Origin of the sequence: Rhizobium sp. 57MFTsu3.2 (assembly GCF_012932765.1) — a bacterium.
Lineage (GTDB): Bacteria > Pseudomonadota > Alphaproteobacteria > Rhizobiales > Rhizobiaceae > Rhizobium > Rhizobium altiplani.
This window is the reverse complement of record NZ_JDWI01000021.1, coordinates 1-24,081: the sequence shown is the minus strand read 5'-3', so window position 1 is coordinate 24,081 and position 24,081 is coordinate 1. Positions and strand designations below refer to the sequence as shown.

The 24,081-nt window shown below is 62.4% G+C and carries 21 protein-coding genes and 8 pseudogenes; 22 read left to right on the top strand and 7 right to left on the bottom strand.

What is annotated here, in order from left to right; all coding sequences use genetic code 11:
• Positions 1-31 precede the first annotated feature (31 nt).
• Both AF71_RS20615 and AF71_RS20610 read right to left on the bottom strand, forming a co-directional pair.
• Positions 32-1,000, bottom strand: a complete 969-nt coding sequence (locus tag AF71_RS20615) for an NAD-dependent epimerase/dehydratase family protein (RefSeq protein ID WP_169682834.1) — start codon at positions 998-1,000, stop codon at positions 32-34.
• Between the two features lie 43 nt (positions 1,001-1,043).
• Entirely contained in the window at positions 1,044-3,182 is a 2,139-nt protein-coding gene (locus tag AF71_RS20610; protein ID WP_018860040.1) for a transglycosylase domain-containing protein, read from the bottom strand.
• Positions 3,183-3,369: 187 nt separating this feature from the next.
• Here AF71_RS20610 and AF71_RS20605 point away from each other — a divergent pair, with 187 nt between their 5' ends.
• Positions 3,370-3,858 carry a YcgN family cysteine cluster protein gene (locus tag AF71_RS20605; RefSeq protein ID WP_169682928.1) on the top strand — a complete coding sequence of 163 codons (489 nt, stop codon included), beginning with the start codon at positions 3,370-3,372 and terminating at the stop codon, positions 3,856-3,858.
• On the opposite strand, the gene AF71_RS20600 is transcribed toward AF71_RS20605, so the two are convergent.
• Positions 3,851-4,420 (bottom strand): TetR family transcriptional regulator, encoded by a 570-nt coding sequence (locus tag AF71_RS20600; RefSeq protein WP_169682832.1) that lies wholly within the window; start codon positions 4,418-4,420, stop codon positions 3,851-3,853. The genes AF71_RS20605 and AF71_RS20600 overlap by 8 nt on opposite strands.
• Positions 4,421-4,524: 104 nt before the next feature.
• Here AF71_RS20600 and AF71_RS20595 point away from each other — a divergent pair, with 104 nt between their 5' ends.
• Complete coding sequence (locus AF71_RS20595) at positions 4,525-5,439, top strand: SDR family oxidoreductase (RefSeq protein WP_062371600.1); 915 nt, start codon at positions 4,525-4,527, stop codon at positions 5,437-5,439.
• Positions 5,440-5,445: 6 nt separating this feature from the next.
• On the opposite strand, the gene AF71_RS20590 is transcribed toward AF71_RS20595, so the two are convergent.
• Positions 5,446-5,790, bottom strand: a complete 345-nt coding sequence (locus tag AF71_RS20590) for an MmcQ/YjbR family DNA-binding protein (RefSeq protein WP_169682830.1) — start codon at positions 5,788-5,790, stop codon at positions 5,446-5,448.
• Between the two features lie 230 nt (positions 5,791-6,020).
• Between AF71_RS20590 and AF71_RS20585 the strand changes: the two are divergent.
• The 3 genes and pseudogenes from AF71_RS20585 to AF71_RS20575 form a co-directional block, all read left to right on the top strand.
• Positions 6,021-6,293 (top strand): annotated as a pseudogene (locus tag AF71_RS20585) (DNA-packaging protein); the annotation flags it as partial.
• Between the two features lie 284 nt (positions 6,294-6,577).
• Positions 6,578-7,264, top strand: coding sequence for a hypothetical protein (locus tag AF71_RS20580; RefSeq protein ID WP_169682829.1), 687 nt, complete (start codon positions 6,578-6,580; stop codon positions 7,262-7,264).
• 19 nt (positions 7,265-7,283) lie between these two features.
• Positions 7,284-7,592, top strand: coding sequence for a Dabb family protein (locus AF71_RS20575; RefSeq protein ID WP_018860049.1), 309 nt, complete (start codon positions 7,284-7,286; stop codon positions 7,590-7,592).
• Positions 7,593-7,645: 53 nt separating this feature from the next.
• Here AF71_RS20575 and AF71_RS20570 read toward each other — a convergent pair whose 3' ends face one another.
• A complete protein-coding gene (locus tag AF71_RS20570) occupies positions 7,646-8,626 on the bottom strand; it encodes an SDR family oxidoreductase (RefSeq protein ID WP_169682828.1) in 981 nt (326 codons plus the stop codon).
• 237 nt (positions 8,627-8,863) lie between these two features.
• Here AF71_RS20570 and AF71_RS20565 point away from each other — a divergent pair, with 237 nt between their 5' ends.
• The 8 genes and pseudogenes from AF71_RS20565 (at position 8,864) to AF71_RS20530 (ending at position 15,216) form a co-directional block, all read left to right on the top strand.
• The gene (locus tag AF71_RS20565; protein WP_169682826.1) at positions 8,864-10,120 is read left to right on the top strand and encodes a sensor domain-containing diguanylate cyclase; all 1,257 of its coding nucleotides are present in this window, start codon (positions 8,864-8,866) and stop codon (positions 10,118-10,120) included.
• Between the two features lie 72 nt (positions 10,121-10,192).
• A pseudogene (locus AF71_RS20560) lies at positions 10,193-11,339 on the top strand (phage portal protein).
• 174 nt (positions 11,340-11,513) lie between these two features.
• Positions 11,514-11,830 (top strand): annotated as a pseudogene (locus tag AF71_RS20555) (DUF6107 family protein); the annotation flags it as partial.
• A gap of 30 nt (positions 11,831-11,860) precedes the next feature.
• Positions 11,861-12,445 (top strand): HK97 family phage prohead protease, encoded by a 585-nt coding sequence (locus AF71_RS20550; RefSeq protein WP_210258329.1) that lies wholly within the window; start codon positions 11,861-11,863, stop codon positions 12,443-12,445.
• Between the two features lie 11 nt (positions 12,446-12,456).
• A pseudogene (locus AF71_RS20545) lies at positions 12,457-13,714 on the top strand (phage major capsid protein).
• A gap of 77 nt (positions 13,715-13,791) precedes the next feature.
• Positions 13,792-14,360, top strand: a pseudogene (locus AF71_RS32280) (phage head-tail connector protein).
• Positions 14,360-14,694: pseudogene (locus tag AF71_RS20535) on the top strand (phage head closure protein). Before AF71_RS32280 ends, AF71_RS20535 begins: the two co-directional pseudogenes overlap by 1 nt.
• 99 nt (positions 14,695-14,793) lie before the next feature.
• Positions 14,794-15,216, top strand: coding sequence for a DUF3168 domain-containing protein (locus AF71_RS20530; protein WP_169682823.1), 423 nt, complete (start codon positions 14,794-14,796; stop codon positions 15,214-15,216).
• Here the strand turns inward: AF71_RS20530 and AF71_RS20525 are convergent.
• Together AF71_RS20525 and AF71_RS20520 are read right to left on the bottom strand one after the other, a co-directional pair.
• Positions 15,213-15,605 carry a GFA family protein gene (locus tag AF71_RS20525; RefSeq protein WP_018860054.1) on the bottom strand — a complete coding sequence of 131 codons (393 nt, stop codon included), beginning with the start codon at positions 15,603-15,605 and terminating at the stop codon, positions 15,213-15,215. The genes AF71_RS20530 and AF71_RS20525 overlap by 4 nt on opposite strands.
• Positions 15,606-15,702: 97 nt before the next feature.
• Positions 15,703-16,551 (bottom strand): annotated as a pseudogene (locus tag AF71_RS20520) (MFS transporter); the annotation flags it as partial.
• A 235-nt stretch (positions 16,552-16,786) separates the two neighbouring features.
• On the opposite strand from AF71_RS20520, the gene AF71_RS20515 reads away from it, so the two are divergent.
• The 9 genes and pseudogenes from AF71_RS20515 to ccsA all read left to right on the top strand — a co-directional run.
• Positions 16,787-18,067: a phage tail protein gene (locus AF71_RS20515; RefSeq protein ID WP_246733749.1), complete on the top strand. Its 1,281-nt coding sequence runs from the start codon at positions 16,787-16,789 to the stop codon at positions 18,065-18,067.
• A gap of 177 nt (positions 18,068-18,244) precedes the next feature.
• On the top strand, positions 18,245-18,460 hold the full coding sequence (locus tag AF71_RS20510) for a hypothetical protein (RefSeq protein ID WP_018860058.1): 216 nt from the start codon (positions 18,245-18,247) through the stop codon (positions 18,458-18,460).
• Between the two features lie 168 nt (positions 18,461-18,628).
• Positions 18,629-18,877, top strand: coding sequence for a hypothetical protein (locus AF71_RS20505; protein ID WP_018860059.1), 249 nt, complete (start codon positions 18,629-18,631; stop codon positions 18,875-18,877).
• A gap of 52 nt (positions 18,878-18,929) precedes the next feature.
• Positions 18,930-19,601: a response regulator transcription factor gene (locus tag AF71_RS20500; protein WP_169682821.1), complete on the top strand. Its 672-nt coding sequence runs from the start codon at positions 18,930-18,932 to the stop codon at positions 19,599-19,601.
• On the top strand, positions 19,591-20,994 hold the full coding sequence (locus tag AF71_RS20495) for a HAMP domain-containing sensor histidine kinase (protein WP_018860061.1): 1,404 nt from the start codon (positions 19,591-19,593) through the stop codon (positions 20,992-20,994). Before AF71_RS20500 ends, AF71_RS20495 begins: the two co-directional genes overlap by 11 nt.
• Positions 20,995-21,110: 116 nt before the next feature.
• On the top strand, positions 21,111-21,536 hold the full coding sequence (locus AF71_RS20490; RefSeq protein WP_025661003.1) for a membrane protein: 426 nt from the start codon (positions 21,111-21,113) through the stop codon (positions 21,534-21,536).
• Positions 21,537-21,645: 109 nt separating this feature from the next.
• Positions 21,646-22,767, top strand: a pseudogene (gene ccmI, locus AF71_RS20485) (c-type cytochrome biogenesis protein CcmI); the annotation flags it as partial.
• Between the two features lie 323 nt (positions 22,768-23,090).
• A complete protein-coding gene (gene ccmE / locus AF71_RS20475) occupies positions 23,091-23,543 on the top strand; it encodes a cytochrome c maturation protein CcmE (protein WP_169682819.1) in 453 nt (150 codons plus the stop codon).
• On the top strand, positions 23,540-24,081 hold a 542-nt coding region (gene ccsA / locus AF71_RS20470), incomplete at its 3' end, for a cytochrome c biogenesis protein CcsA (RefSeq protein WP_169682817.1). The genes ccmE and ccsA, both read left to right, overlap by 4 nt.

The following is a 24,081-nucleotide window of genomic DNA, read 5'->3' as shown; positions in this document are numbered from 1 at the left end:
CAGCGTCCAGACTTTTGGCATCAAGCGATTTTCAAAGATCGGCGCCCGCCGCGACGACTTTTCCGGAAGCTATCAGCGCCCGCACAGATTCGTGCACTGCCTCCAAGCTCGTGTACCGCGGTTTGTAGCCCAGGCGGTTTCGGCTCTTTTCAATTGAGTGGCACGAGCTTCGGATCACGTGCCCACGACTGCTTTCGGCATACTCGCCGAGATCGGCAAGCCATTCTTCAAAGGGCTTGTAAGCGATGCGCGGCTCCTTTCCGAACCAGCGATATGCCGTTTCCGCGTAGCCCCGCAGGGTCACCGCTTGTTCCGATACCGTGTTGAAGACTTCGCCGATTGAAGCCGACCGGTTCTCGATCGCACACATGATCCAGCGAGCCACGTCATCAGCATGGACGTGATGGACCATTTCAAGTCCGAGGTTCGGCAAGACGAGTTCATCGCCACGGGCAATCAGCGAAAAGACTTCCGGATCCGCGTTTCCGATCGGGTTGATCGGATTCCAGCCTTCGCCGACGATATGGCCAGGACGGAAACAGGTCGCGGGAAAGCCGGTGACGTGCGCCTCCCGCGTCAGCCAGGCTTCGCACTCGGCCTTGCCCCTCCCGTAGGCGTCTATCGGATTGGGCGGATCGGTCTCGGTCGAGGGGATCGCAAAAAGGCGGCCATAGACCCAGATCGAGCTACAGAACAGGTAATGGCCAACCTTTCCTCGGAGGGCCTCCACCACGTGCCGTGTACTGGATAGGTCGAACGATATCATATCGACGACGATATCAGGCCTTAGATCTGCGATCTTGGCGCCGAACCGGCCGGCTTTCTCCTCGGCCGCGCGATCGAGCGCGACGTTCTCGATCTCACCCCATGCGTAGTGGGGGCGATACGGTTTTGCTGTGCCACGGCTCACATTGACGACCTGATGGCCTCGCTCGACAAGCGCTGGCACCAGATAGCTTCCGACGTGGCCACTCCCTCCGATGATGACGATGCGTGACATGATCGGCCTCCCTCGCTCTACGAAGCAGTTGCTGCTGATGCCCTTAGTCGGCGCTCGCCACCTTTTGCGCGGCAAGCGGGGGCGCCGCCTTCAGCGCCTGGCCAAGGTCCTTGAGAATGTGCGTGGACTCGACCGAGAGCATCCGGGGGCGGACGAGGGGCGGCGGGCTGCCCTCCGCCGGCTTGGCGGCGGCGACCGTTTTTGCCGTCTTGTCGGGCGGCAGCGGCTGCGTGCCGGGGATCTGTCGAAGCGTGATGCCCTGGTGCGCATAGTCCATGGCACGCTTGAAGGTCATGGCCGGCAGCGAGCCGCCGGTCATCTCGTTGGTCGACGTATAGTCGTCGTTGCCAAACCAGACGGCGCACGTGTAGTTGCCGGTGTAGCCGATGAACCAGGCGTCGCGGTACGCCTGCGTCGTGCCCGTCTTGCCGGCTGTCAGAATGCCGTTGTCGAGCGCTGCCTTTCGCGCCGTTCCGACATAGGGGACGCGGGACAGCATCTGGTTCATGTAGGTGTCGGCCTTCTCGGAGAGCACCCGCTTGGCGGGCGGCTCGTCACGGTCGAAGTCGTAGAGGACGTCGCCGCCGTAATCGAGGACCTGCGTGATGCCGTGACGGCGCGACTGGTAGCCACCTGCCGGGAAGACGGCATAGGCGGTCGCCTGGTCGAGCACCGTCACCTCGGAGGTGCCGATCGGGATCGTCACGTCGTCGCGCACGGGCGACTCGACGCCGAGGTTCTTCGCCATGGCCCGGATCGGCTGGATGCCGAGCTTTTCCTTGGCAAGGCGCACTGGAATGGTGTTGATCGACTGGGCGATGGCAGTCGCAATGGTGACGCGGCCGGCGTACTTATTGGCGTAGTTGCGAGGGGCCCAGTTGCCCCAGTAGATCGGCGCGTCGACGACGATGGTATCGGGCGTCATGCCGCTCTCCATCGCCACCGAATAGGTGTAGACCTTGAAGGATGAACCCGGCTGCCGCAGCGCCTTGGTGGCACGGTTGAACTGGCTTTCGCCGTAATCCCGGCCGCCGACCATGGCCCGCACCGCGCCGCCGTTTTCGATCACCACCATCGCGCCCTGTTTGGCGTGATAGCGCTCGCCATATTCGCGCAGCGACGTTTCCACTGAATCGTCGGCCGCGCTCTGCAGCCCCATGTCGATCGTGGTCCTGACGACGAGCGAATGCTGGGGGAAGCGCGGCGACAGGCGCATGACCTCGTCAAAAGCCCAGTCGAGGAAGAAATCGGGTGATTCCACCTGGTTGCGGTCGACGACCGTCGCCGGATTACGCCGGGCGGCGATCACCTGGCCCTCGGTCATCAGGCCGCTTTGCACAAGGTTGGTCAGCACCTCGTTGGCGCGACCGCGCGCCGCCGGCAGGTTGACGTGCGGCGCATATTTCGCCGGCGCCTTGAACAGGCCGGCGAGCATTGCGGATTCAGCCAGATTGACGTCGGTGATGCTCTTGCCGAAGTAGAACTGCGCCGCTGCGGCAGCGCCGAAGGTGCCACCGCCCATGTAGGCGCGGTCGAGATAGGTGGAGAGGATTTCCTTCTTGGAGAGGTTGGCTTCGAGCCACAGCGCCAGGAAGGCTTCGGTAATTTTTCGGTCGATCGAGCGTTCGTTGGAAAGGAACAGGTTCTTGGCGAGCTGCTGCGTCAATGTCGAGCCGCCCTGTACAACTTCGCCGGCCTGGGCGTTGGTAACAAGCGCGCGGAAGAGACCGATGACGTCGATGCCGAAGTGATCGAAGAAGCGCCGGTCCTCGGTCGCAAGCACTGATTTGATCAGCGCGTCGGGCAGTTCGTCGATAGGCACGGAGTTCTGGTGAATGACGCCGCGATGGCCGATGACGTTGCCATAGCGATCCAGGAAGGTGACGGCGTAGTCGCCGCGATTGCGCCAATCTTCCTTGGTAGCTTCAAAGGCAGGCTGGGCGAGGGCGAGCATCAGGACGGCGCCGACGGAACCCCATGTCAGGCCTTCGCCGGCCAGTTCGAAGACAATGCGCTTCCAGCCGCGAACGCGGAAGCGGCGGAAGAAGATGGTGATGTCTTCCCAGATTTCGGCCGAGCGAAAACCGGCATTCCAGATGGTCGAATCGATCCACGAGTCGATCTTCAAAAGCAGGTGGCGTTGCTTGCGCGGCCGTTTTTCTGGATTGTCCGGATCCGTCACGTCTTATATTCCCGCCCGATCAGTCACTTCGACGTCGGAGGAACCTGACGCCGGACTATGGCAAATCTGCCGACAGTGCCCCGGAGTAACCGGAGCTTGGTGAATCATTGGTTGATTTGGCTGACAAGAACAAGAGAAATGGAAGCTCTCACGCGATTTTGCGCGGAGCTGTTGCAAGAACGGAATGATGGAAGAAGTACCCTTCTGGAAGACGAAGACGCTCGCCGAGATGACGACGACCGAATGGGAGAGCGTATGCGACGGCTGCGGCCTCTGTTGTCTCAACAAGCTCGAGGAGTGGGATAGCGGCGACATCTACTTCACCTCGATCCGCTGCAAGCTGCTCGACGACCACAGCTGTCGCTGTTCCTCCTACGAGAACCGCTGGGATTTCGTGCCCGATTGCGTCCAGCTCTCCAAGGAAAACGTCGACGAGATCGCTTGGCTGCCGCCGACCTGCGGCTACCGGCTGATCAACGAGGGGCGCGATCTTTACTGGTGGCATCCCCTGGTTTCTGGCGATCCCGAGACTGTGCATGCCGCCGGCATTTCGGCGCGCGGCCGGACGATCGACGAAACCGAGGTCAAGGTCGACGACTTTGAGGATTATGTGGTGGATTGGCCGCTGACAGTGGGCGACGAGGCGCAGGCCCAGCAGCCGGAGGCGGCTAAGTAGTCGCTGGCTGAGCGACCGTCTCAAGGAATTCTCTCAGCTCAGCGCGAACATAGTCTTCGATCGAGCCTTGCGGCTCGAAGCCCCACCAGAGCAGGCAGCCCTGCCACTGCGACAGAATCAGCCGTCCGAGCGGCGTTTTGCCTTGGGCGCCGAGGGATCGGTCGAGCGCTGCCGCCAGTGTCTTTCCCCAGGCAGCCCCACGAGCACGCAAGGCCGGGTCGCGCAGATCTTCCCGCAGTACCAGCAGGCCTTCAGCGTAGGACGCGGCATCGTCGCCGTAATCCCTGGAAAGGCCGGCGAGCAAGTTGATGGCGCCTTCGGGTGTCTCGGGAAGAGACTGGATCTGCCGGGCCGTCTCCATGTCCAGCCGGTCCCAGGCGCGCAGCAGGCAGGCCCGCAGCATTGCAGCCTTGGTCCCGAAGCGCTGTACCAGCGTCGAGCCGGAAAGGCCGCTGATCTTCGCCACCGCGCCGAAGCTTGCCGCGTCAGGACCTTCCGAATGGACGAGGCCGAGCACCATGTCGAGAAGCTGTTCGTCGGAAAGCGTACGGGGTCGCGGCATGAAAATTCCTCTTGTGTTCGCGACGAATATGAACGAACGTTCGTTTATATTCAAGTGCAATGGCGAACACCCATTGCGCCTGGTCCAGCGTGGAGGACAAGCACGTGACAGCAGCGCTTTCAGGAAAGATCGCCCTTGTGGCCGGAGGCACGCGCGGCGCAGGTCGCGGGATCGCCTTGGAACTCGGGGCCGCCGGGGCAACGGTCTACGTTACCGGCCGCACGACGCGGGAGAAGCAATCGGAGTATGGCCGCCCGGAGACGATCGAGGAGACCGCCGAGATGGTAACCGCTGCGGGCGGCGAGGGGATCGCGGTTCGCGTCGATCATACCATGCCTTCGGAAGTCGAGGTGCTGGTCGAAAGGATCCGCCGCGAACAGGGCCGGCTCGATATCCTGGTCAACGATATCTGGGGCGGCGAACATCTGACGGAATGGAACAAGCCGGTCTGGGAGCACTCGCTCGACAAGGGGCTGCACATGCTGCGGCTGGCGATCGACACCCATCTGATCACCGCGCATTTCGCGCTGGCGCTGATGGTCGAGCGCCCCGGCGGGCTGCTGGTCGAACTGACCGACGGCACGGCCGAATACAACGCCACGCATTACCGCCTCTGCCCATATTACGACCTCGTCAAGACGGGCGCCATCCGCATGGCCTGGGCGCATGCCAAGGATCTTGCGCCGCATGACGCGACGGCTGTGGCGCTGACGCCCGGCTGGATGCGCTCGGAAATGATGCTCGATATCTTCAATGTGCGAGAGGAGAACTGGCGCGACGCGACGTCCGTGCAGCCGCATTTCATCATCTCCGAGACACCGCGCTTCACGGGCCGGGCGGTGGCAGCCGTTGCCGCCGATCCAGAACGCGTCCGCTGGAGCGGCCAGTCGCTGTCGAGCGGCGGGCTCGCCAAGATCTACGGCTTTGACGATGTGGACGGCTCGCGGCCGGACTGCTGGCGCTACATGGACGAGGTCATGGACGCAGGCAAAGCCGCCGACGCTACCGGCTATCGTTGATTCGATCTAGCCGGATGGAATGACAACGAATTGTCTTTGCAGGGTTTTTGGCGCGACGTTCTGCCATGACTTGCGCACGAGGCCATGCACGAGTTCGTCGCTCGCCTTGCCGTAGAAAAGCCGGGTCGAGCCGCGCAGTCCCCAGCCGCCCGGCACCGCGGCCGTGTCGTCGGGCGCCACCGCCAGCGTCATGTGTTGCTGGTCGGGCGTCAGGCGGACGACGCAATAGTCTTGTTCCGGCACCGTCAGGAATATCTTGCTGCGCACGCGAAAATCGCGCGTGCCATGATGCGCGCTCTCGACCGCCTCCGGCAGGCTGAGCGCAAAGGAAATGAGCTCTTCCTGGTTCATGCGATAAAATTAGCACATGCTGATGGATGTGGACCAATCAGAAAAACTCAAGCAGTCCGGTGGCTTTGGAAAATTTTCACTTGATAGGAAAATAATCCTTGACGGCGTGACGGTCGTTTGATAGGGTTATGGCATAGTCGGAAAGTTGCGGGCGCGGCGGAGTGCCGAGGCAAAGCTTTTCGGATCTGAAAGCCGGGCGTTCGACCCGGCTTTTGTGTTTCTGGCCGCCATCGATGCTGAAAAGCATCGACGAGAGCCTGCCGGTCACGACCGTGCGCGCGACGCGCGGTAAGTACCTCAGGGCCGAACCGGTTGCCGCACTCTACGAACAGGGGCGCGTTGCCCATGCCGGGCGCTTCGTCGCGCTGGAAGACCAGATGTGCGACTTCGGCCCGGACGGGCTTTCATCCGGCCGTTCGCCCGACCGGCTGGATGCGCTGGTCTGGGCGCTGACGGCACCGATGCTGGAGGGATACGGAGAACCCCGGGTGAGGGGTGTCTGAGGACTAGCGTTGAGGTTGCTGTTGTGCTGGGCGTGGCGACTGCGGCTCCGGGCGAACTTGACGCCACTCGTTTTCGAGCTGGTCGACGACATGCTGGGGAATGGTCGGCTGATTGCTGTTGGCCGGCTGCTGCATGCTCTCCTCCGAGGCTGGATTTAACGGTGAGTTAATCACTGGCACGGCTTAAACTACGTGTAAATCAGGCGCTTAAACACTTTAAACGATTGAATTAATTTTAATCGATTGAGACGTAGAACGCCGTACCACTTTTTGAGGCTGGTATTATGGTTATCCACATCGACAGGCCCTTCTTTTTCAACACTGTGCGCCATGCGCTCTTTAAGGGAGCGCTTAATCAGCCGCAGGTGGAGGGCATGACCGCGATTCTCGATTTCTGGGAAGCGCGAATGGCTGAGGCCGATCCGCGCTGGCTCGCCTACATCATGGCGACCGCCTACCACGAGACGGCCTATATGATGCAGCCGGTGCGCGAGACGCTGGCGACGACCGACGCAAGGGCGATTGAGATCCTGGAAAATGCCTATGCGTCAGGCAAGCTCTCCTGGGTGAAGACGCCTTACTGGCGGCCAGACGAGGACGGCAAGTGCTGGCTCGGCCGCGGCCTGGTGCAGCTCACCCACAAGCGCAATTACGAGGCGATGAGCTTGCTGACCGGCATTGATCTCGTGGCCGAGCCCGACCGGGCGATGGAGATGGACGCCGCCGTTTCGATCCTGATCGAAGGTATGGTCCAGGGCTCTTTCGCCACTCATAAGCTCGCCGACCACCTGAACGAGACGACGGAGGACTGGGTCAATGCGCGCCGCATCGTCAACGGTACGGACCGGGCGGAAAAGCTCGCCGGCTACGGCAAGACCTTCCTTGCGGCCATCCGTCGCGAACGGCCGGCAGGTGCGCTTGCGCGGTTGAAGGCCTGGCTGCTGCGTGCTATCGCGCGGGTCTTCGGCTAGACGCTCACAGGAGTTCCGCGTGATCCGCCACATCGTCTTCTTCACAGCGCCCGCGGACCAACTGGAAAAGGTGCGCGCCGGCCTGTCGATCCTGACGGCGATCCCGCACGCCCGCCTGCTGGAGATCGGCACCAACATCAAGACCGACCAGCTAGGCACCGATGTCGACCTCGTTGTCTACGGCGAATTCGAGGACGAAGCTGCTCTTGCCGCCTACAAGGCGCATCCAGACTACCAGCGCTCCATCGACCTCGTGCGCCCGATCCGCGAAATGCGGATGGCGGCGGATTACGAGAGCAACACGGCGGTGAAGCGGCCGCTGCGCTGATGCTGCAGCCTGCCCTCCAGCGCGCCAGTTAGGGATGCGGTTGGACGGCAGGCCTAGCCGAGAGCGCTCTGCGCGGCGCAGATCCTGTCGACCAGAGCATCGAGTTCACCCTTCGGTGGACGATTTTTGGCGAGGCGCTGCTTCAGGTGCATGATGGGCTCGGCGAGGATCTCATCCAGGCTTTCAGCACAGGTGAAGTCACCTGCGACCTGCTTGACCTTCGAATTGTCGAAGATCGCAGTCCAGGCCTTGTCGCCGATCAAGGGACCTTCCCAGGCCGGATTATACTTGATCAGGGTGTCGGTCGGCACGTGAACGATCTTGGCCTCGACGCCGAGCAATCTGCCGATCGCCCTTTGGATATCGTTCCAGATATGCGCGCGGTCGGAGGTGATGTGGAAAACATCGCGAAGCGCCGCCTTCTTGCCGAAAAGCCTGACGAAAGGCACTGCGAAATCGACCGAGCGGGTCAGTGTCCAGGGCGTGTGGCCGTCGCCTGCCACGATGGTGGGCTCGCCGTCCAGCATGCGCCTTGCCATGATGTCGCTATCGCCCAACATCATCGGCACACCGGTGCGTACCGTGTGGCTGGGGCGGACGATCGTCCAGGCCAGGTTATCGGATTTCTTGAGCAGTTCCTCGCAGGCAATCTTGGCCTGGCTGTAGGGCCAGTACGGATTGATCGCCGGTGTCTTCTCGGTAATCACATAGTGACGTGGCGGCTTCTCATAGACCGAGGCCGAGGAGATGAAAATGTACTGACCGCATTGCCCCGTAAACACCTCGATGTCGCGCGCAATCTGGTCGGGCGTGAAGGCGATGAACTGGCATACGACGTCAAAGTTGGCCCTGGCGAGATCCGCGTAGGCGGTCGATCCAAGTTCACCCACGATCGAGGTCACGCCTGCAGGCAAAGGGTCTTGTCTCAGGCCGCGGTTGAAAACGCTGACATCATGACCCTCGGCAACGGCGCGCTCGACGCATGGGTAAGAGATTTGGCCGGTGCCGCCAATGAAAAGGACTTTCAAAGCCATCTGGAAACCTCGGTATCTGACAGGCGGGATCTAGGGTCCCCTTCATAGCGTGAAAGGACCCGGGCGTCTCGCGTAAATCTGGCTAGGCTATGGCGCCCCCAGACGGCAAGCAGGGAGGCCTGCATCTCCCGTCCCACTCTGACAAGCCATCGATAATGTGATGGGGAAAGCGGTATTGAATTTCTTCACGAATGTATGAGACGCATGCTATCTCAGCTGGGCTAGGAGCGATGCTGCATGGTGGTTGTGAGGGCTTTCGGGACGTCGTGCTTGGACCCGAAAAAGCGGGAAATCGAGCGTCTCGCGGCGCTGGAGCAGCTTGACCTCCTCGATACCCCGAAGGACGAAGGTTTCGAGCGCATCGTGCGGCTGATCAAGGAGATCTTCGCGGTCGAGATCGGCCTTGTGTCCCTCATCGACGCGCATCGGCAATGGTACAAGGCATGTTCTGGGCTGGCGGCGGACGAGGTTCCGCTCGAAGATACGTTCTGCCGTTACGTGGTCGACCATGAGGAACCGATTTTCGTACAGGATGCGACCCGCGATCCGCGGTTCGCGCACAACCCGGCCGTAACGGGAGAAAGCCACGTGCGGTTTTACGCCGGGGTGCCTTTGAAAACCAAGAGTGGCCACGTTATCGGAACGGTATGTGCGATCGATCGCCGCCCCAGATCGTTCGGGTCCAGGGATCTTTCTGTTCTCCACGAACTGGCGGGCGTGGCGATGGACCGGATCGAGCTGCTGCAGTCGGCCGCGACCGATAGCCTGACGGGCACGCTTACCCGCCGTGCCTTCCGGCAGGAGGCCAATCAACTTCTGTCGCTTGCCCTGAGACACCAGCATGACCTGTCCTGCATTGTTCTGGACATCGACCGCTTCAAGAGCGTCAACGACACCCATGGCCACGCCGCGGGGGATCAGGTGCTCCATGCGGTCACCGAAACCTGCAAGGCGAACCTGCGGGCGGGAGATCTGTTCGGCCGGCTCGGGGGAGAGGAATTTGCCATTCTCCTTCCGCATATCAATCGCGAAGAGGCGTTCGCGGTCGCCGAAAAGGTAAGGATGGCGATCTCGTCCCGGCCGATCCGAGGAGCTTTCGGCGACTTGAACGTGACAGCAAGTTTCGGCATTTCGGCGCTTTCGATCATCACCAGGGATATCGAGACGCTGTTGGCTCAGGCCGATGCCGCAATGTACCACGCCAAGCACAACGGTCGAAACCGATGCGTGTCGTGGAACTCTATCGGCGCTGATGGTCCGACTGGTTCGCGCCGTCGCGTCCTGAAAGCGGGGTCCATCATGTTCAACGACCGCCGCTCGACGATCGACTGCACCATACGCTCGCTCGGTACCGACAGCGCCGGGCTCTCCGTCTCCAATTCCGCTGGCATACCTGCGGAATTCGTCCTGATCATCAAGGGCGAGGGTTTCGAGACCAAGTGCCGGATCGTGGCGCAGGACCGGCAAACCATAGAAGTCGCCTTCAAGGCCTGATCGGGCTCCACCTGCGATTGGCTGTCGCCACGCCGCAGGCTTGAGAGTCCGCCTAACTCCGGGATACCAACCATGAGATTGAGATCATTGCTGCCGTGGAGCTCCGCGGCGGGTCGCAGGACCGTGCCCGAGAAGAAGGCCGCAGGTGGCTTCATGTCGCTTGCCGCAGGGGGGCGGGCGAGTTGGACGGGGCGCTCCTATGCGGCACTGTCGCGCGAGGGCTTCATGAAGAACCCGGTCGCACACCGCAGTGTCAGGCTAGTGGCGGAAGCCGCAGCCTCGGTGCCGTGGCTGCTCTACGAGGGCGATCATGAGCGGCCGGATCATGCCATCCTCTCGCTGCTCGGCCAGCCAAACGGACGCATGGGTCGCCGATTTCTTCGAGGCGCTCTATGGGCACCTGCTGCTGTCGGGCAATGCCTATGTCGAGCCGCTGATGGTCGGCGGAAATGTGCGTGAGCTGCACCTGCTGCGGCCTGATCGCATCGGTATCGTCGAGGGCAGGGATGGGTGGCCCGAGGCTTACGACTATCGCGCCGGCGGTTCCGTGCGCCGCTTTCCGGCGGAGACGGAGGGGCTGGGGCTGCTGCATCTGAAGCTCTTCCATCCACTCGACATCATCTCGGTTTCCCGCCGCTTGCGGCCGCCCAGGTGGCGCTCGATCTCTCCAATGCGGCGGCGACCTTTAACAAGGCGCTGCTCGACAATTCGGCCCGCCCGTCAGGCGCGCTGGTCTACCAGCCGAAGGAGGGCGGCAATCTCTCGCCCGACCAGTACGAGCGGCTGAAACAGGAACTCGACGAAGGCTATTCCGGCCCGATGCGCGCCGGACGCCCGCTACTCCTCGAGGGCGGGCTCGACTGGAAGTCGATGGGGCTGTCGCCGAAGGACATGGATTTCGTCGAGGCGCGCTGCCCGCGACATCGCGCTTGCCTTCGGCGTGCCGCCGATGCTGCTTGGCATTCCCGGCGACAACACCTATGCCTATTACCAGGAGGCGAACCGCGCCTTCTATCGGCTGACCGTGCTGCCGATGCTGACCCGCACCGCGGCCTCGCTTTCCGCCTGGCTCTCCGGACATTACGAAGACCGCCTGCGGCTTGAGTCCGATCTCGACAAGGTGGCCGGGCTTGCGGCGGAACGCGATCAACTATGGACAAGGTTGGGAAGCGCGGCGTTCTTCACGGACGAGGAGAAGCGCCAGGCGGTGGGGTATTGAAAGCCTGCGCCGGCGCATGAATCAAACTCTGAGCGCCTGGACTCAATGTTCGAGCAAACGCACCCAAGCGATTCAAAAGATTCGCTGAAGTGCGAGGACGGCACCCCGAATACGGCGGCGCGAAGTCGTGACCGCCGGTCGGCTGTCGTTCTTCGCCAACCAAGGATCCCTGCGATCACAGACCTTTCCAACGATGCCGGGCTCTGGGCGACCAGGGCGCTCGGCGCGTCGGCGGGGGCAGCGGTGTCGCTCGTCTATCTCCTGCCGAAAAGCCGACGGGAGGCTGCGAGCCGTTTCTTCACCGGCCTTGCCTGCGGGACGATCTTCGGCGGCCCGACGGGTATCTGGATTGCCGAAAGGCTGGCGCTGGCGGATCGCCTCTCGGCCTCTGAGGTCGTGCTGTCGGGTCGGCGGCGGCAGGCATCTGTGCCTGGTGGGGTCTCGGCATCCTGTCGCGCCTCGCAGGACGATACGGCGCGCGGGCGCTAGCCGGAATAACAGTTTACAACGAGGAGAATATCATGACCGCAAGCCGCGCGCTGGTGCGATCACCCATGGGCGCGGATACGCGCAAGTTCGCCAATCTGGAGCTGAGGGGGCTGAAGCGCGACGGCAGCTTCTCCGGCTATGCCAGCGTCTTTGGCGAAGTCGATCTCGGCAAGGATGCCATCGAGCGCGGCGCCTTCCGCAAGTCGCTGGCTGAACGCGGGACGTGCGGCGTGCGCATGCTCTTCCAGCATGACCCGGCAGAGCCGATCGGCGCCTGGAAGACCATCCGCGAGGATAGCCGCGGTCTCTATGTCGAGGGCATGCTTGCCGAGGGTGTGGCCCGGGCGCGCGAGGTGCACCAGCTCCTGAAGAGAGGCGCGCTCGACGGGCTTTCGATCGGCTTCCGCACCGTGCGGGCAAAGACCGATGCGAAGTCGGGCGTGCGCCGCATTTTTGAAGCCGACCTCTGGGAGATCTCTGTTGTGACCTTCCCGATGCTTCCGTCGGCGCGCGTGCAGAACATCAAGAATGCGCGGTGGTTCCGCGACAAGGAGACCGAGCTGGTCCGCGCCATGCGCCGGGCCGCCCGGATGATGCTGACAGAAACCTTCAGATAGGAAAACGGGACATGACCGACATGCATGAGACAGGTTCGAGGATCGCGCCGGAAATCAAGGCGGCGCCCGAGATGGCTGTGGCCTTCGACGAGTTCATGGAGACGTTCGAGGCCTTCAAGGACACCAACGACCGCCGCTTAGGCGAGATCGGGGAGAAGGTGGCGGCCGATGTCGTCACTCGCGACAAGATGGATCGCATCAACCGGGCGATGGACGAGCAGAAGAAGGTGCTCGACCAGCTGGCGCTGAAGAAGGCGCGGCCGCCGCTCGGACGTGGCGGCGGAAACGGCGTCGAGTCGAACGAGCACAAGGCGGCGTTCGAGCAATATATCCGCCGCGGCGACGAGGCCGGCTTGCGCGAGCTCGAGGCGAAGGCAATGTCGGCGGGGTCGGGGACCGATGGCGGCTATCTTGTGCCGCCCGAGACGGACACCGAGATCGGCCGTCGCCTCTCCGTCGTCTCGCCGATCCGCTCGCTTGCGACCGTCCGCCAGGTCTCTGGCTCGGTGCTGAAGAAGCCGTTTGCGACCTCGGGCATGGCGGCCGGCTGGGTGGCCGAAACGGCGGCCCGCCCGCAGACATCGAGCGCCCAGCTTGCCGAACTTTCCTTCCCGACGATGGAGCTCTACGCCATGCCGGCGGCGACGCAAGCGCTGCTTGACGATGCCGCGGTTGATATCGAGGCTTGGATATCCAGCGAGGTCGATACCGTCTTTGCCGAGCAGGAGGGTACCGCCTTCGTCAACGGCGACGGCACCAGCAAACCGAAGGGCTTCCTTGCTTACACTACAGTCGCCGACAGCGCCTGGAGCTGGGGCAATCTCGGCTATATCGCGACGGGTGCGGCCGGCGCCTTCAAGACCACGGGTGCTTCCGACACGCTGATCGATACGATCTATTCGCTGAAGGCGGGGCATCGGCCGAACGCCAACTTCGTCATGAACCGCAAGACGCAGGCCGAGGTCCGCAAGTTGAAGGATGGTGACGGCCGCTATCTCTGGCAGCCGCCGGCAACGGCAGGCGAGGCGGCTTCGCTCGTCGGCTTCCCTGTTGTCGAGGCCGAGGACATGCCCGATATCGCGGCCAACGCGCTGTCGATCGCCTTCGGGGACTTCCGCGCCGGCTATCTCGTCGTCGACCGCACCGGCGTGCGTGCTGCGCGATCCCTATTCCGCCAGGCCTTACGTGCTCTTCTACACAACCAAGCGAGTCGGCGGCGGAGTGCAGAATTTCGAGGCGATCAAGCTCATCAAGTTCGCCGTGAGTTGATCGGGGCAAGGCGGGTGCGGCCACTATTCGTATCCGCCTGCCGAATATGCCTGCATCAAACCAATCCAAGATCGTCCATGACTTTTGCACTGATTACCCCACCTTCGGCGGAAGCGCTGACGCTTGCGGAAGTGAAGGCCCATCTGCGGCTTGATGACGGCAGCGAAGATGCGCTGCTGGCCTCGCTGATCAGCGTCGCCCGCGAGCATCCGGAGCGCACGACGGGCCTCTGCCTGATCACCCAGGTCTGGCGCCTCCATCTTGAATCGTTACCTGAAGATCGCGTGATTCAGATTGCCAAGGGACCGGTGCAAGCGGTTGAAAGCCTGAGCATTTACGATGAGGTGGGCGAGGAAGTGGTCTTGCCCGCGGCCGGCCATGTGCTTGACGGTACTGCCCGGCCGGCGCGTCTGTGCTGGCTCGAAACTTGAACCCTGCCATTGCCGCAAGCGGCATCGAGATCGATTTTTCCGCCGGCTTCGGCGAGAGCGGTGCCGAGGTGCCCGACACACTGAAGCGGGCGATGCTGATGCATGTCGCCCAGATGTTCGCCTTCAGGGGCGCCGTCGCCGTCGAGGACCAGCCAGCAGACGTACCCGCTGGTTACGACCGATTGGTGGCGCCGTTCCTGATGCGGAGGCTCTGATGCGATCCGTCTTCTTCGATCCCGGCCAGATGACCGCGCGCTCGACCTGGAGGCGCCGGAAGAAGCGCCGGACGGGCAGGGTGGCGCGACCGTCACCTTTGCCGCAATTGCTTCCATGTGGGCGCGGATCGAGCCGGTGAGCGAAGTGCGCGAGGAGCGGGCGGGCGCGGATGTTTTCACGCTGACCCACCGTATCTGGCTGCGGTTCCGCAGCGACATCAGGGCCGGGATGCGGCTGCGCAAGGGCGATCGGCTGTTTGCCATCGGCACCTGGCGCGATCCGGATGAGACCGGCCGCTACCTCTGCTGCCTCTGCGAGGAAGAGTTACGATGAGCACTGCCCTTTCGATCACGCTCCGCGATCTGGCGGCGATCCTGGCGCGGTTAGCTAGAGATACCGCAGGTAATTCGCCGGCAAACGGAGGCGAGAGCCATGAGCGCAGCCAATGAACTGCTGACGGCTATCCATGCACGCCTGACCGGCGACGCAGAGCTTCTCGTCATGATCGGCGACGACGGTATCCGCGATCGGCTGGTGACCGGGCGAAAGCTTCCTTGCGTGCTGATCGGCGAACTCGTCAGCAACGACTATTCGACTTCGACCGAGAGAGGCGAGGAGCATTTGGTATCGCTCGAAATCTGCTTCGACGTGGGTGGGCGAAGGCAGGCGCAGCTGGCGGCCTCGCGTCTCCACGCCCTGCTGCAGGATGTGGCGCTCGATCTTGGAGCGTATCACCTCGTCAGCCTGCTGCATCTCAGGACGCAGAGCCGCCGCGAACCGAAGACGAAGCTCTATGTCGCCGAGTTGCGCTTTCGGGCTGTGACGGAGCCGCCGCTGCATAGCGACGCAACCTAGGCCTCGAAGCGGCTCGTGGCGTCGCGGTCGCCTTCGTATCGTCTCGCCAGCGGAAACGGCGGCAGCCACGACTCGCGGCGGATGGTCCAGAGTTCGTAAGTTGGCTGTAACTGGTCGGGAGCATCGAGCGATCCGAGGTTCACTTCGACCTCATCCCCGGAGCGCCCGAAAACCGGGGAGCCGCAGCGGGGGCAGAAGAACCGCCCGTCGTACTCACCTGTCTCGCCTTCGACCGTCACCGCATCCTGAGGAAAGATCGCGGATGCGTGAAAGAGTGCGCCATGATGCTTGCGGCAGTCGAGACAATGACAAATGCCGACCCGATAGGGGCGTCCAATAGCCACGAGGCGGACATTGCCGCAGCGGCAACCGCCAGTGAACCGGTCCATGTTGTTTCTCCTCCAAGATCAAGCGGTGGGCTGCTTATGAAGAAGATGGGAAGGTGACCTGAAATGTCCCGCCCATCGCAGCAACTGCCTGCATCTCTCAGGCCGGTTCGTATACCCTGGTCGCTGCCTTGACCTGCGCAGCCAGCGTCAGCACGAAGCCGAGCGAGATGACGGCGAGCGCGGCGCATGTCGCGATTGCGGTTCCGGCACCGGCGCGATCGAGGATCGCCGTGAAGACGACGGGTGCGATGGCATTGGCGAGGTTCTGCGGCAGCGACAGGCGGGCTGATTGCAGCCCGAATTCGCGCGGCGAGAACAGGGCGAGCGGCAGCAGGGTGCGGGCAACGGTCATGACACCGGAGCCGAAGCCATAGAGCAGGATGAAGGTGACGAGCAGTGGCGTCGAAGGCGGGATCAGCAGCATCATCACGAAGCTTGAGACCATCAGGCTCACGCCCATTGCGGCGCTGAGGATCGGATTGCCGCGACGCCCGAGGAGCATATCCAGGATGCGGGCGGAAATGCCGATCACGCCGCGTGCCGAACCGAGCTGCAGCGCCAGCGCAGGCGAGGCGCCTGACTGACGCAGTATTTCGAGCAGCGATGGCGACACCCCGAAAGTCACGAAAGTCGATATCGTCGTTGCGGCGGCAATCAGCAGGAAGGCCTTGCGCTGTCCCGCAGGCGAAAGCGGCACCGGCGTTTCCTGTGCGGCGCTGCTGTCCGCAGTAAAGGCGATCGGCTTCGGCAGGGCGAAAATATGCAGCGGCAGGCAGACGAAAAACTGCAGCGCCGCGCAGATGAGAAACGTCATGCGCCAGCCGACGCTCGCGTTCAGCTGACTGAGGATCGGCCAGAAGATCGCGCTCGAAAGGCCGGTGAACAGCATGAGGATGGCAATCACCCGTTTGCTGTCAGGTCCGGCTCGCTCGACGACGGCGGTATAGCATGGAGTGACGGCGCCAACTGGAGGATTGGGCATTGGCTGAACGGCAGGCTCGGTGGTGGCACTCCGGCGGAGGTCGTGGCCGCGGTGCTGCGGGAACACGGCTTTGACGATTTCGACGTAGCGGAGGTCAGCGGCGATCTGTCGGGGTATGTGCAGGGGGGACTCCGCGCGCAGCCTGATCTAGCCACTCCAGGAAGCGTTTCGGATCGATGCGATCGAAGATGCGGGGCTTTTGCGTTTCCGGTCCCGCATGCGGACAAGCCTGCCGGCGCTGCCAGTCGAAATTCTTGTGGACCGCGAAGACGAGCCGCTGTGGCAGGAGACGCGTGGTCATGACAGCGATTTTGCCGCCGAAGCCTTGCTGAGCTTCTACAACCCCGACCTCGATTATGAGCAGGCGAGCGCCCGTTCCCATCGCGTGGCGCAATCGACGAACCGGATCATTCAGCAGCATCTCACAGCCGTCGTACCTGAGGAGACGGCGCTTGCCGCTAACGAGGCGTTGTTGCGCGACAATCGCATTGCCCGGCGCTCCATCCGGTTCTCACTGCCGCCGAATGAGATGCGTATCCAGACTGGCGATATCGTTACACTCCCAGACGGACCCCACGGTCGCTTCCTGATCACCCGCGTCGAAGATGGGGACGCCCGCCGGGTCGAGGCGCGCGAATTTGCGGCCTCGGTCGATAGGAGTGCAGGGACGGTTACTGGTGCAAAGCCGAGCGGCGAGGGCGGCTCGAACCTGTTTTCTCCCGTCGTTCAGCTGATGGATCTGCCGCGATTCGATGGCAGCGATCCTTCGAGCTTCGCCCGAGGCGCAGCCTTTGCAAAACCGTGGACAACAATCGGGCTATCGTCGTCTGCTACGAGCGAGGGTTACAAGGGCAGGGTGCTACTCGATCGGCCGGCCCGCATTGGCTCATTGACATGCGCGCTCGCGGCAGGGGTTGTCGGCCGCTTTGACTGGTCACTGCCGCTCGAACTTGATCTGCCATATGGCGGCCTGGCTTCGGCACCGGCGACCTCAGTTCTGAATGGCGCCAACCTTATGGCGCTCTTGTCGGTCAACGGTGCCTGGGAAGTCCTGGCGTTCCGGGAGGCCGAGGAGGTAGAGAGTGGGCGTTGGGCGCTGCATGGCTTGTTACGGGCGCTTGCCGGCATCGAGGATGCGATGCTTTCCGGGGCAGCAGTCGGCTCGGCCGTCGTGCTGCTCGACGAAGCGGTCAAGCCGCTCGGCCTCGGCAGCGACGAAATGGACCTGCGGTTGAATTGGATCGCCGAAACGGCCTCGTCGGCTGGGAAGGCCGGCCCCTTTGCCTTCGAGGGAGGCCTGCGGGCACTGACGCCGCTTGCCCCCGTCCACATCAGATGCGCGCGCAACGACGATGGCGTGAAGGTCCCTGGATCCGGCGCGGGCGCGACAGCGCCGACAACTGGCTCGCCGCCGAAATTCCGCTGGATGAGCCGTTTGAACGCTACCGCGTCGAGATTATGGACGGTGACGCGGTTCTGAGAGTAAGCGAATCCGACAGGGCGGAGTGGGTTTATCCCACCGCTGACGAACTCGCCGATTTCGGCCATCCGCAAAACAGCCTCAGCCTGCGTGTCCGGCAACTTGGGGAACGTGTGTCGCTCGGCATTCCGGCGCACGCGACATGTGTTGTGTGAATTTCATCTTGAAGGAGAGAAAATGATAGATCTGAAGAATTGGTACAGTTCGAAGACCATTTGGGGCGCGCTGATTTCAATCGTCGCATCTGTGTTGCATTTTGTCAGTATCGACCTTGGTGCGACGGACAAGAGCCAGTTGGTCGACACAGTCGTCAACATAGCTGGCGCACTCGGCGGCCTGCTCGCTGCTTACGGGCGTGTCACCGCCAAGGCGACCATCAAGTCCGTTTCTTGAATCCGGCGCGGCGAGCGGAAAGCTTCGTTCGCCGACCGGACTTTTGAACACGCCTGGCGTGAATTCGGAATTGTTCTAAATATCAAGGATTACAAGGCATTCATTTGCCATTCAGGTCTCTTGAGTACATAGTCTGGGCCAAGTTAGTATCCATTGAAAGCATTGCACATGGCCTCTCCCTTGAGCGTCGCAGCGCTAGCCGCCGGGCTGGCGATAACGTCGCCCTCACCGGATAATCCGCGTACCTTGACGGTGCGTGTTGCAGGCGATTGCAGCGAGGCCGCGCGTGAGGTTGTGGAAAAAACGGGAGGTCAGCTCCTTTCCGTTCAGCCTGCTGGCGACAGCTGCATCATCACCGTCCTCGTCCAAGGCAACGGACAGCGCCCGCGTAAAGTGACCGTCAAGGTTCCGATGTAGGCAGAATCGCCCTATCTAGACGCCAAGAGATCAAGCGGAGCAAAGCGGACCGATGCGCATTCTGGTAGTCGAAGACGATGTCAACCTGAACCGGCAGCTCAGCGACACGTTGAAGGAAGCCGGTTACGTCGTCGATCAGGCCTTTGACGGCGAGGAGGGCTACTTCCTCGGCGATACCGAGCCTTATGACGCGATCATTCTCGATATCGGACTGCCGGAACTGGATGGCGTCACGGTGCTCGAAAAGTGGCGTGGCGCAGGTCGCGGCATGCCCGTGCTGATCCTGACGGCGCGCGACCGCTGGAGCGACAAGGTCGCGGGCATCGACGCCGGCGCGGATGACTACGTCACCAAGCCGTTCCATGTCGAGGAAGTGCTGGCACGCATCCGCGCCCTGATCCGCCGCGCGGCGGGGCATTCTTCGTCCGAGATCATCTGCGGCCCCGTGCGGCTCGATACCAAGAGCTCAAAGGCGACAGTCAATGGTGTGGCGCTGAAGCTGACCTCGCATGAGTACCGGCTGCTGTCCTATCTCATGCATCACATGGGGGAAGTGGTTTCGCGTACCGAGCTGGTCGAACATATGTACGATCAGGATTTCGACCGCGATTCCAATACGATCGAGGTTTTCGTCGGGCGCCTTCGCAAGAAGATGGGCGTCGATCTGATCGAAACGGTGCGCGGGCTCGGCTACCGTATCCAAGCGCCGAACAATGCGAATTAAATCGCTTACTGCACGCGTCCTGCTGCTGACCACGATCTGGTCGACTGTCGCGCTTGTCGTCATCGGGTTGCTGATCTCGACGCTCTACCGAAAGAGCGCGGAGCGCGGCTTCCAGGACCTTTTGCGCGCCCAGCTCTATAACGTCGTCAATTCCGTTACGATCGGCGACCAAGGGGCGCTCAGCGGCAGCCCGCAACTTGGCGACCTGCGTTTTGCGCAGCCGAAGACGGGCTGGTATTGGGTCGTCGAACCACTCGGCACCTACACGGCGCCGCCGCTCGTGTCGCCCTCGCTGGGTTCCGCGTCGATCCCTGTACCCTCTGTTCTCGAAGCGCCCTTCGACAAGAATTATGAGCGCTACTATCAGGTGACGGATGCTGCGGGGAATCGGATCCAGGTTGCCGAGACCGAGGTCGTGCTGGATACTGACGGTCGCGCCGCCCGCTTCCGCGTGACCGGCAACGTCGATGTTGTCGAGAACGACGTTCGCAATTTCTCCCATAGCCTTTACCTGGCGCTAGCCGGCTTCGGTGTCGGCAGCCTGATCGTCAACGCACTGGCGATTCTCTACGGCCTCAAGCCGCTCGACAAGGCGCGCGCCGCGCTCGAGCGAATTCGCGCCGGCGAGAGCGAGCAGTTGAAGGGCGATTTTCCGCGCGAAATCCTGCCGCTCGCCAACGAGGTCAACGCGCTGATCGACAGCAATCGCCGCATTGTCGAGAGGGCGCGCATGCAGGTCGGCAACCTTGCCCACTCCCTGAAGACGCCGATTGCCGTGCTGCTCAACGAGGCGCGCGTGCTGGAACGCACGCACGGCGATCTCGTGCGCGGCCAGGCGGAGGCGATGCAAGGCCAGGTGCAGTCGTATCTGAACCGTGCCCGCATTGCGGCGCAACGCGAATCCGTGCTTGCCCGCACCGACGCCGAACCCGCTCTTGAGCGCCTGGTGCGCGTGATGCGGCGCTTGAACCCCGACAAGCAGTTTGAACTCACGGCGGCGCAGCCACATGTTGCGGTCGCCATGGAACAGCAGGACCTAGAAGAGATCGTCGGTAACCTTTTGGAGAACGCCGCCCGTTTCGCGGCGACCAAGGTTCGCGTTTCCGTCGCGGAAGCACCGGAGGAGGTCAAGGGCACGGAAGGCAGCGGGCGTCGCCACTGGGTCGAGCTCGTTGTCGAGGACGATGGGCCAGGACTTGAGCAGGATCAGGTTCGCGAGGCGCTGAAGCGCGGCAAGCGGCTGGACGAAAGCAAACCGGGTACCGGCCTTGGACTTTCGATCGTGACGGAGATTTCCAACGAGTATCAGGGGCGGCTCGAATTGTCCCGCGGCGAATGGCAGGGATTGAAGGCCCGGCTTATTTTGCCTGGCATCACAAAGGATGTTGCGTGAGCATTTGCTTGATGTCACATAGACATAGGCGATTGCATAGCATGCTTTGCCTTATTGCCGACACGGCTTGGTGCGCGTGTGGCTGCGTAATTGACACCTAATTCTGGTTCGGCTGAATGATGCTACGTTCGCAAGGCATGATCGTTTCCTCGCTTCTTGTCGCCATCACGCTTTCAGCGTGCCAATCGACAAAAAGCGGTGGCTCCGGCGGTCTTTTCTCGAGGAAACCTCCTGCTTCGGCTACCTATATCGCGGCGTTGCAGGGCGGCATCATCGGTCGCAGCGGCGTGGATATCAGCGACAGCGACCTCCAGCGCGCCCTGGAAGCCGAGTATCGCGCGCTGGAAAGTGCTGCAGTCGGACAGCCTGTTGTCTGGAGCGGGCGCAATGTCAGCGGCAGGGTCGTCGCGTCTGCACCCTACCAGGTCGGCTCGCAGAACTGCCGTCAGTATACCCATAGCGTGACGATCGGCGGCAAGGAAACGGTGGCGCGCGGTTCCGCCTGCCGAAACGATAATGGCAGTTGGTCGCCCCTCGGCTGAGCGACGGCAGAACTAACTGCTCGGGCCATGTTGCGGCCAAACGCCTCAAATAATCGTCATTGCGGCTTTGCTTGTTGGAATAGATGTTCGCTTCGAGTATTTGGCATCTATGCTTTTCTGGATTCTTGTGGCCGCTCTGACGGCCGCCGTCGCTGCCGTTCTGCTTTACCCGCTTCTGCGTGACACGAGAGCGGTCGATGACGCGCATGCCGGGGAGGCTGCCGTCTATCGCGATCAGTTGCGGGAACTCGATCGCGATCTCTCTGGTGGGCTGATTTCAGAGGATGAGGCCGATTACGCGCGAGCCGAAATTGGCCGGCGCCTGATCACTGTCTCGGCCGCGCCGGTCATCGATCGCAAGGCCTCGAAACATCACCGTCTTTCCGAGGCGTTCGTGCTGTTGCTCCTGCCGATGGTGGGGCTCTGTCTTTACATTTTTGTTGGGCGACCCGATTTGCCGTCGCAGCCGCTGCAAGCCAGACTTGAGAATCCCGGCAACGATATGGCGATCCTGGTCGCCAAGGCCGAGCGGCACCTGGCGCAAAATCCCGATGACGGCAAGGGCTGGGACGTCCTGGCACCGATATACTTCAACACTATGCGTGTCGCCGATGCCGAGAATGCCTATCGCCGCGCGATCCGTCTGCTCGGGCCGAGCCCGGCGCGGCTGGACGGCCTTGCCGAGACGCTGATGGCGATCTCGGACGGTGTGGTCACCGAAGATGCGCGCAAGGTGTTGGAGCAGTCGCTTCAGCTAGATCCCGACAATCCGAAGGCCCGGTTCTACATTGCGCTTAGCATGGAGCAGGCTGGTCAGGCAGCAGAGGCCAAGGTCGCCTTCGAGGCGCTCGCGAAGCAATCGCCGGCCGACGCGCCCTGGTTGCCGCTGGTCGCCGAACACATTGCGAAGAATGGCGGCGCGCCGCCGAGCGGTGCCGCGCGCGTGCCGGGTAATCCGACGCAGGCTGAGGTTGCCGCTGCGGAGAGCATGAGTCCGGGCGACCAGCAACAGATGATCCGCGGCATGGTGGAGAGCCTTGATGCCAAGCTGACCCAGGACCCGAACAATCTGGAAGGCTGGCTACGGCTTGTCCGCTCTTATGTCGTATTGAAAGACACGGATCGCGCAGTTGCGGCTCTGAAGCGCGGACTGGCAACGTTTCCGGCCAGCAGCGGACAAGGCAAGCAACTCCTTGCGCTGGCGCAAGAACTTGGCATTGCGATGGATGGCGGCGTGTCGCCGAGCGGCGCCGCGAGCGCGCCCGGTAATCCCACCCAGGCTGAGGTTGCCGCAGCCGAGAGCATGAGTGCCGGTGACCAGCAACAGATGATCCGCGGCATGGTGGAAAGCCTTGATGCCAAGCTTACCCAGGACCCGAACAATCTGGAAGGCTGGCTGCGGCTTGTGCGTTCTTATGCCGTATTGAACGAAAAGGCGCACGCGGTCGACGCGTTGCAGCGTGGACTCGCGGTATTCCCTGCAACCGGCGAGCAAGGCAAGCAACTGTTGGCGCTGGCGCGAGAGCTCGACATTGCGACAGAAGGAATGACGGAATGACGCGCAAGCAGAAGCGCCTGGCGGTGATCGGTGGCGGCATGAGCTTCATCATTGCGGCGGTGCTGCTCGTCATGTTCGCCTTCAGCCAGTCGGTGGCCTATTTCTATATGCCTGCGGATATCGCCAAGAACCCGGTGCCGCCTGGAACGCGCATACGTCTCGGTGGCCTGGTGGGCGAGGGCAGCATCGTGCGCGGGGGGGGATCGACAGTGCAGTTTGCGGTGACCGATGCGACCGGCGATCTGGTCAGGGTACGATATACCGGCATTCTTCCCGACCTCTTTCGCGAGGGCCAGGGCGTGGTGACCGAGGGGCGTTTCGAAACGGGCAGCGACGTCTTCACCGCCGATACGGTGCTGGCCAAGCACGACGAGAAATACATGCCGAAGGAAGTTGCCGACAAGTTGAAAGAGCAGGGGCTGTGGCAACACGCGGGAGAATCGCAATGATCATCGAGATCGGCCACTATGCCCTGATCCTGGCGCTGGCGACGGCGCTCGTGGTCTCCGTCGTGCCGGTGATCGGTGCAAGGCGCCTCGACCGTGCGATGATGGATCTGGCCTCTGTAGGGTCCCTGGCGATGTTCGCGCTGGTGGCGTTCTCCTTCGGAGTTCTGACCTACGCCCACGTCGTCTCCGACTTCTCTGTCGCCAACGTCTGGGAGAACTCCCATTCGCTTGTGCCGCTGCTGTTCAAGTTGTCAGGCGTCTGGGGCAATCACGAGGGCTCGATGATGCTCTGGCTGCTGATCCTGGTGCTGTTCAGCGCCCTGGTCGCGGTCTTCGGACGGAATTTGCCCGATACGCTGCGGGCAAACGTGCTCGCCGTGCAGGCCTGGATATCGGTCGCCTTCATCCTGTTCATCCTGCTGACCTCCAATCCCTTCATGCGGCTGGATCCGGCCCCGGCCGAGGGGAAGGACCTCAACCCGGTGCTGCAGGACGTCGGTCTGGCGATCCACCCGCCGCTGCTCTACCTCGGCTATGT

Coding starts and splice junctions, on each gene's coding strand:
- AF71_RS20570 (WP_169682828.1), bottom strand. CDS start 8,626: ATGGCTTTGAAAGTCCTTTTCATTGGCGGCACCGGCCAAATCTCTTAC.
- AF71_RS20500 (WP_169682821.1), top strand. CDS start 18,930: ATGCGCATTCTGGTAGTCGAAGACGATGTCAACCTGAACCGGCAGCTC.
- AF71_RS20565 (WP_169682826.1), top strand. CDS start 8,864: ATGGTGGTTGTGAGGGCTTTCGGGACGTCGTGCTTGGACCCGAAAAAG.
- AF71_RS20550 (WP_210258329.1), top strand. CDS start 11,861: ATGACCGCAAGCCGCGCGCTGGTGCGATCACCCATGGGCGCGGATACG.
- AF71_RS20495 (WP_018860061.1), top strand. CDS start 19,591: ATGCGAATTAAATCGCTTACTGCACGCGTCCTGCTGCTGACCACGATC.
- AF71_RS20490 (WP_025661003.1), top strand. CDS start 21,111: ATGATGCTACGTTCGCAAGGCATGATCGTTTCCTCGCTTCTTGTCGCC.
- AF71_RS20530 (WP_169682823.1), top strand. CDS start 14,794: ATGAGCGCAGCCAATGAACTGCTGACGGCTATCCATGCACGCCTGACC.
- AF71_RS20580 (WP_169682829.1), top strand. CDS start 6,578: ATGGTTATCCACATCGACAGGCCCTTCTTTTTCAACACTGTGCGCCAT.
- AF71_RS20615 (WP_169682834.1), bottom strand. CDS start 1,000: ATGTCACGCATCGTCATCATCGGAGGGAGTGGCCACGTCGGAAGCTAT.
- AF71_RS20600 (WP_169682832.1), bottom strand. CDS start 4,420: ATGCCGCGACCCCGTACGCTTTCCGACGAACAGCTTCTCGACATGGTG.
- AF71_RS20525 (WP_018860054.1), bottom strand. CDS start 15,605: ATGGACCGGTTCACTGGCGGTTGCCGCTGCGGCAATGTCCGCCTCGTG.
- AF71_RS20605 (WP_169682928.1), top strand. CDS start 3,370: ATGGAAGAAGTACCCTTCTGGAAGACGAAGACGCTCGCCGAGATGACG.
- AF71_RS20505 (WP_018860059.1), top strand. CDS start 18,629: ATGGCCTCTCCCTTGAGCGTCGCAGCGCTAGCCGCCGGGCTGGCGATA.
- AF71_RS20510 (WP_018860058.1), top strand. CDS start 18,245: ATGATAGATCTGAAGAATTGGTACAGTTCGAAGACCATTTGGGGCGCG.
- ccmE (WP_169682819.1), top strand. CDS start 23,091: ATGACGCGCAAGCAGAAGCGCCTGGCGGTGATCGGTGGCGGCATGAGC.
- AF71_RS20590 (WP_169682830.1), bottom strand. CDS start 5,790: ATGAACCAGGAAGAGCTCATTTCCTTTGCGCTCAGCCTGCCGGAGGCG.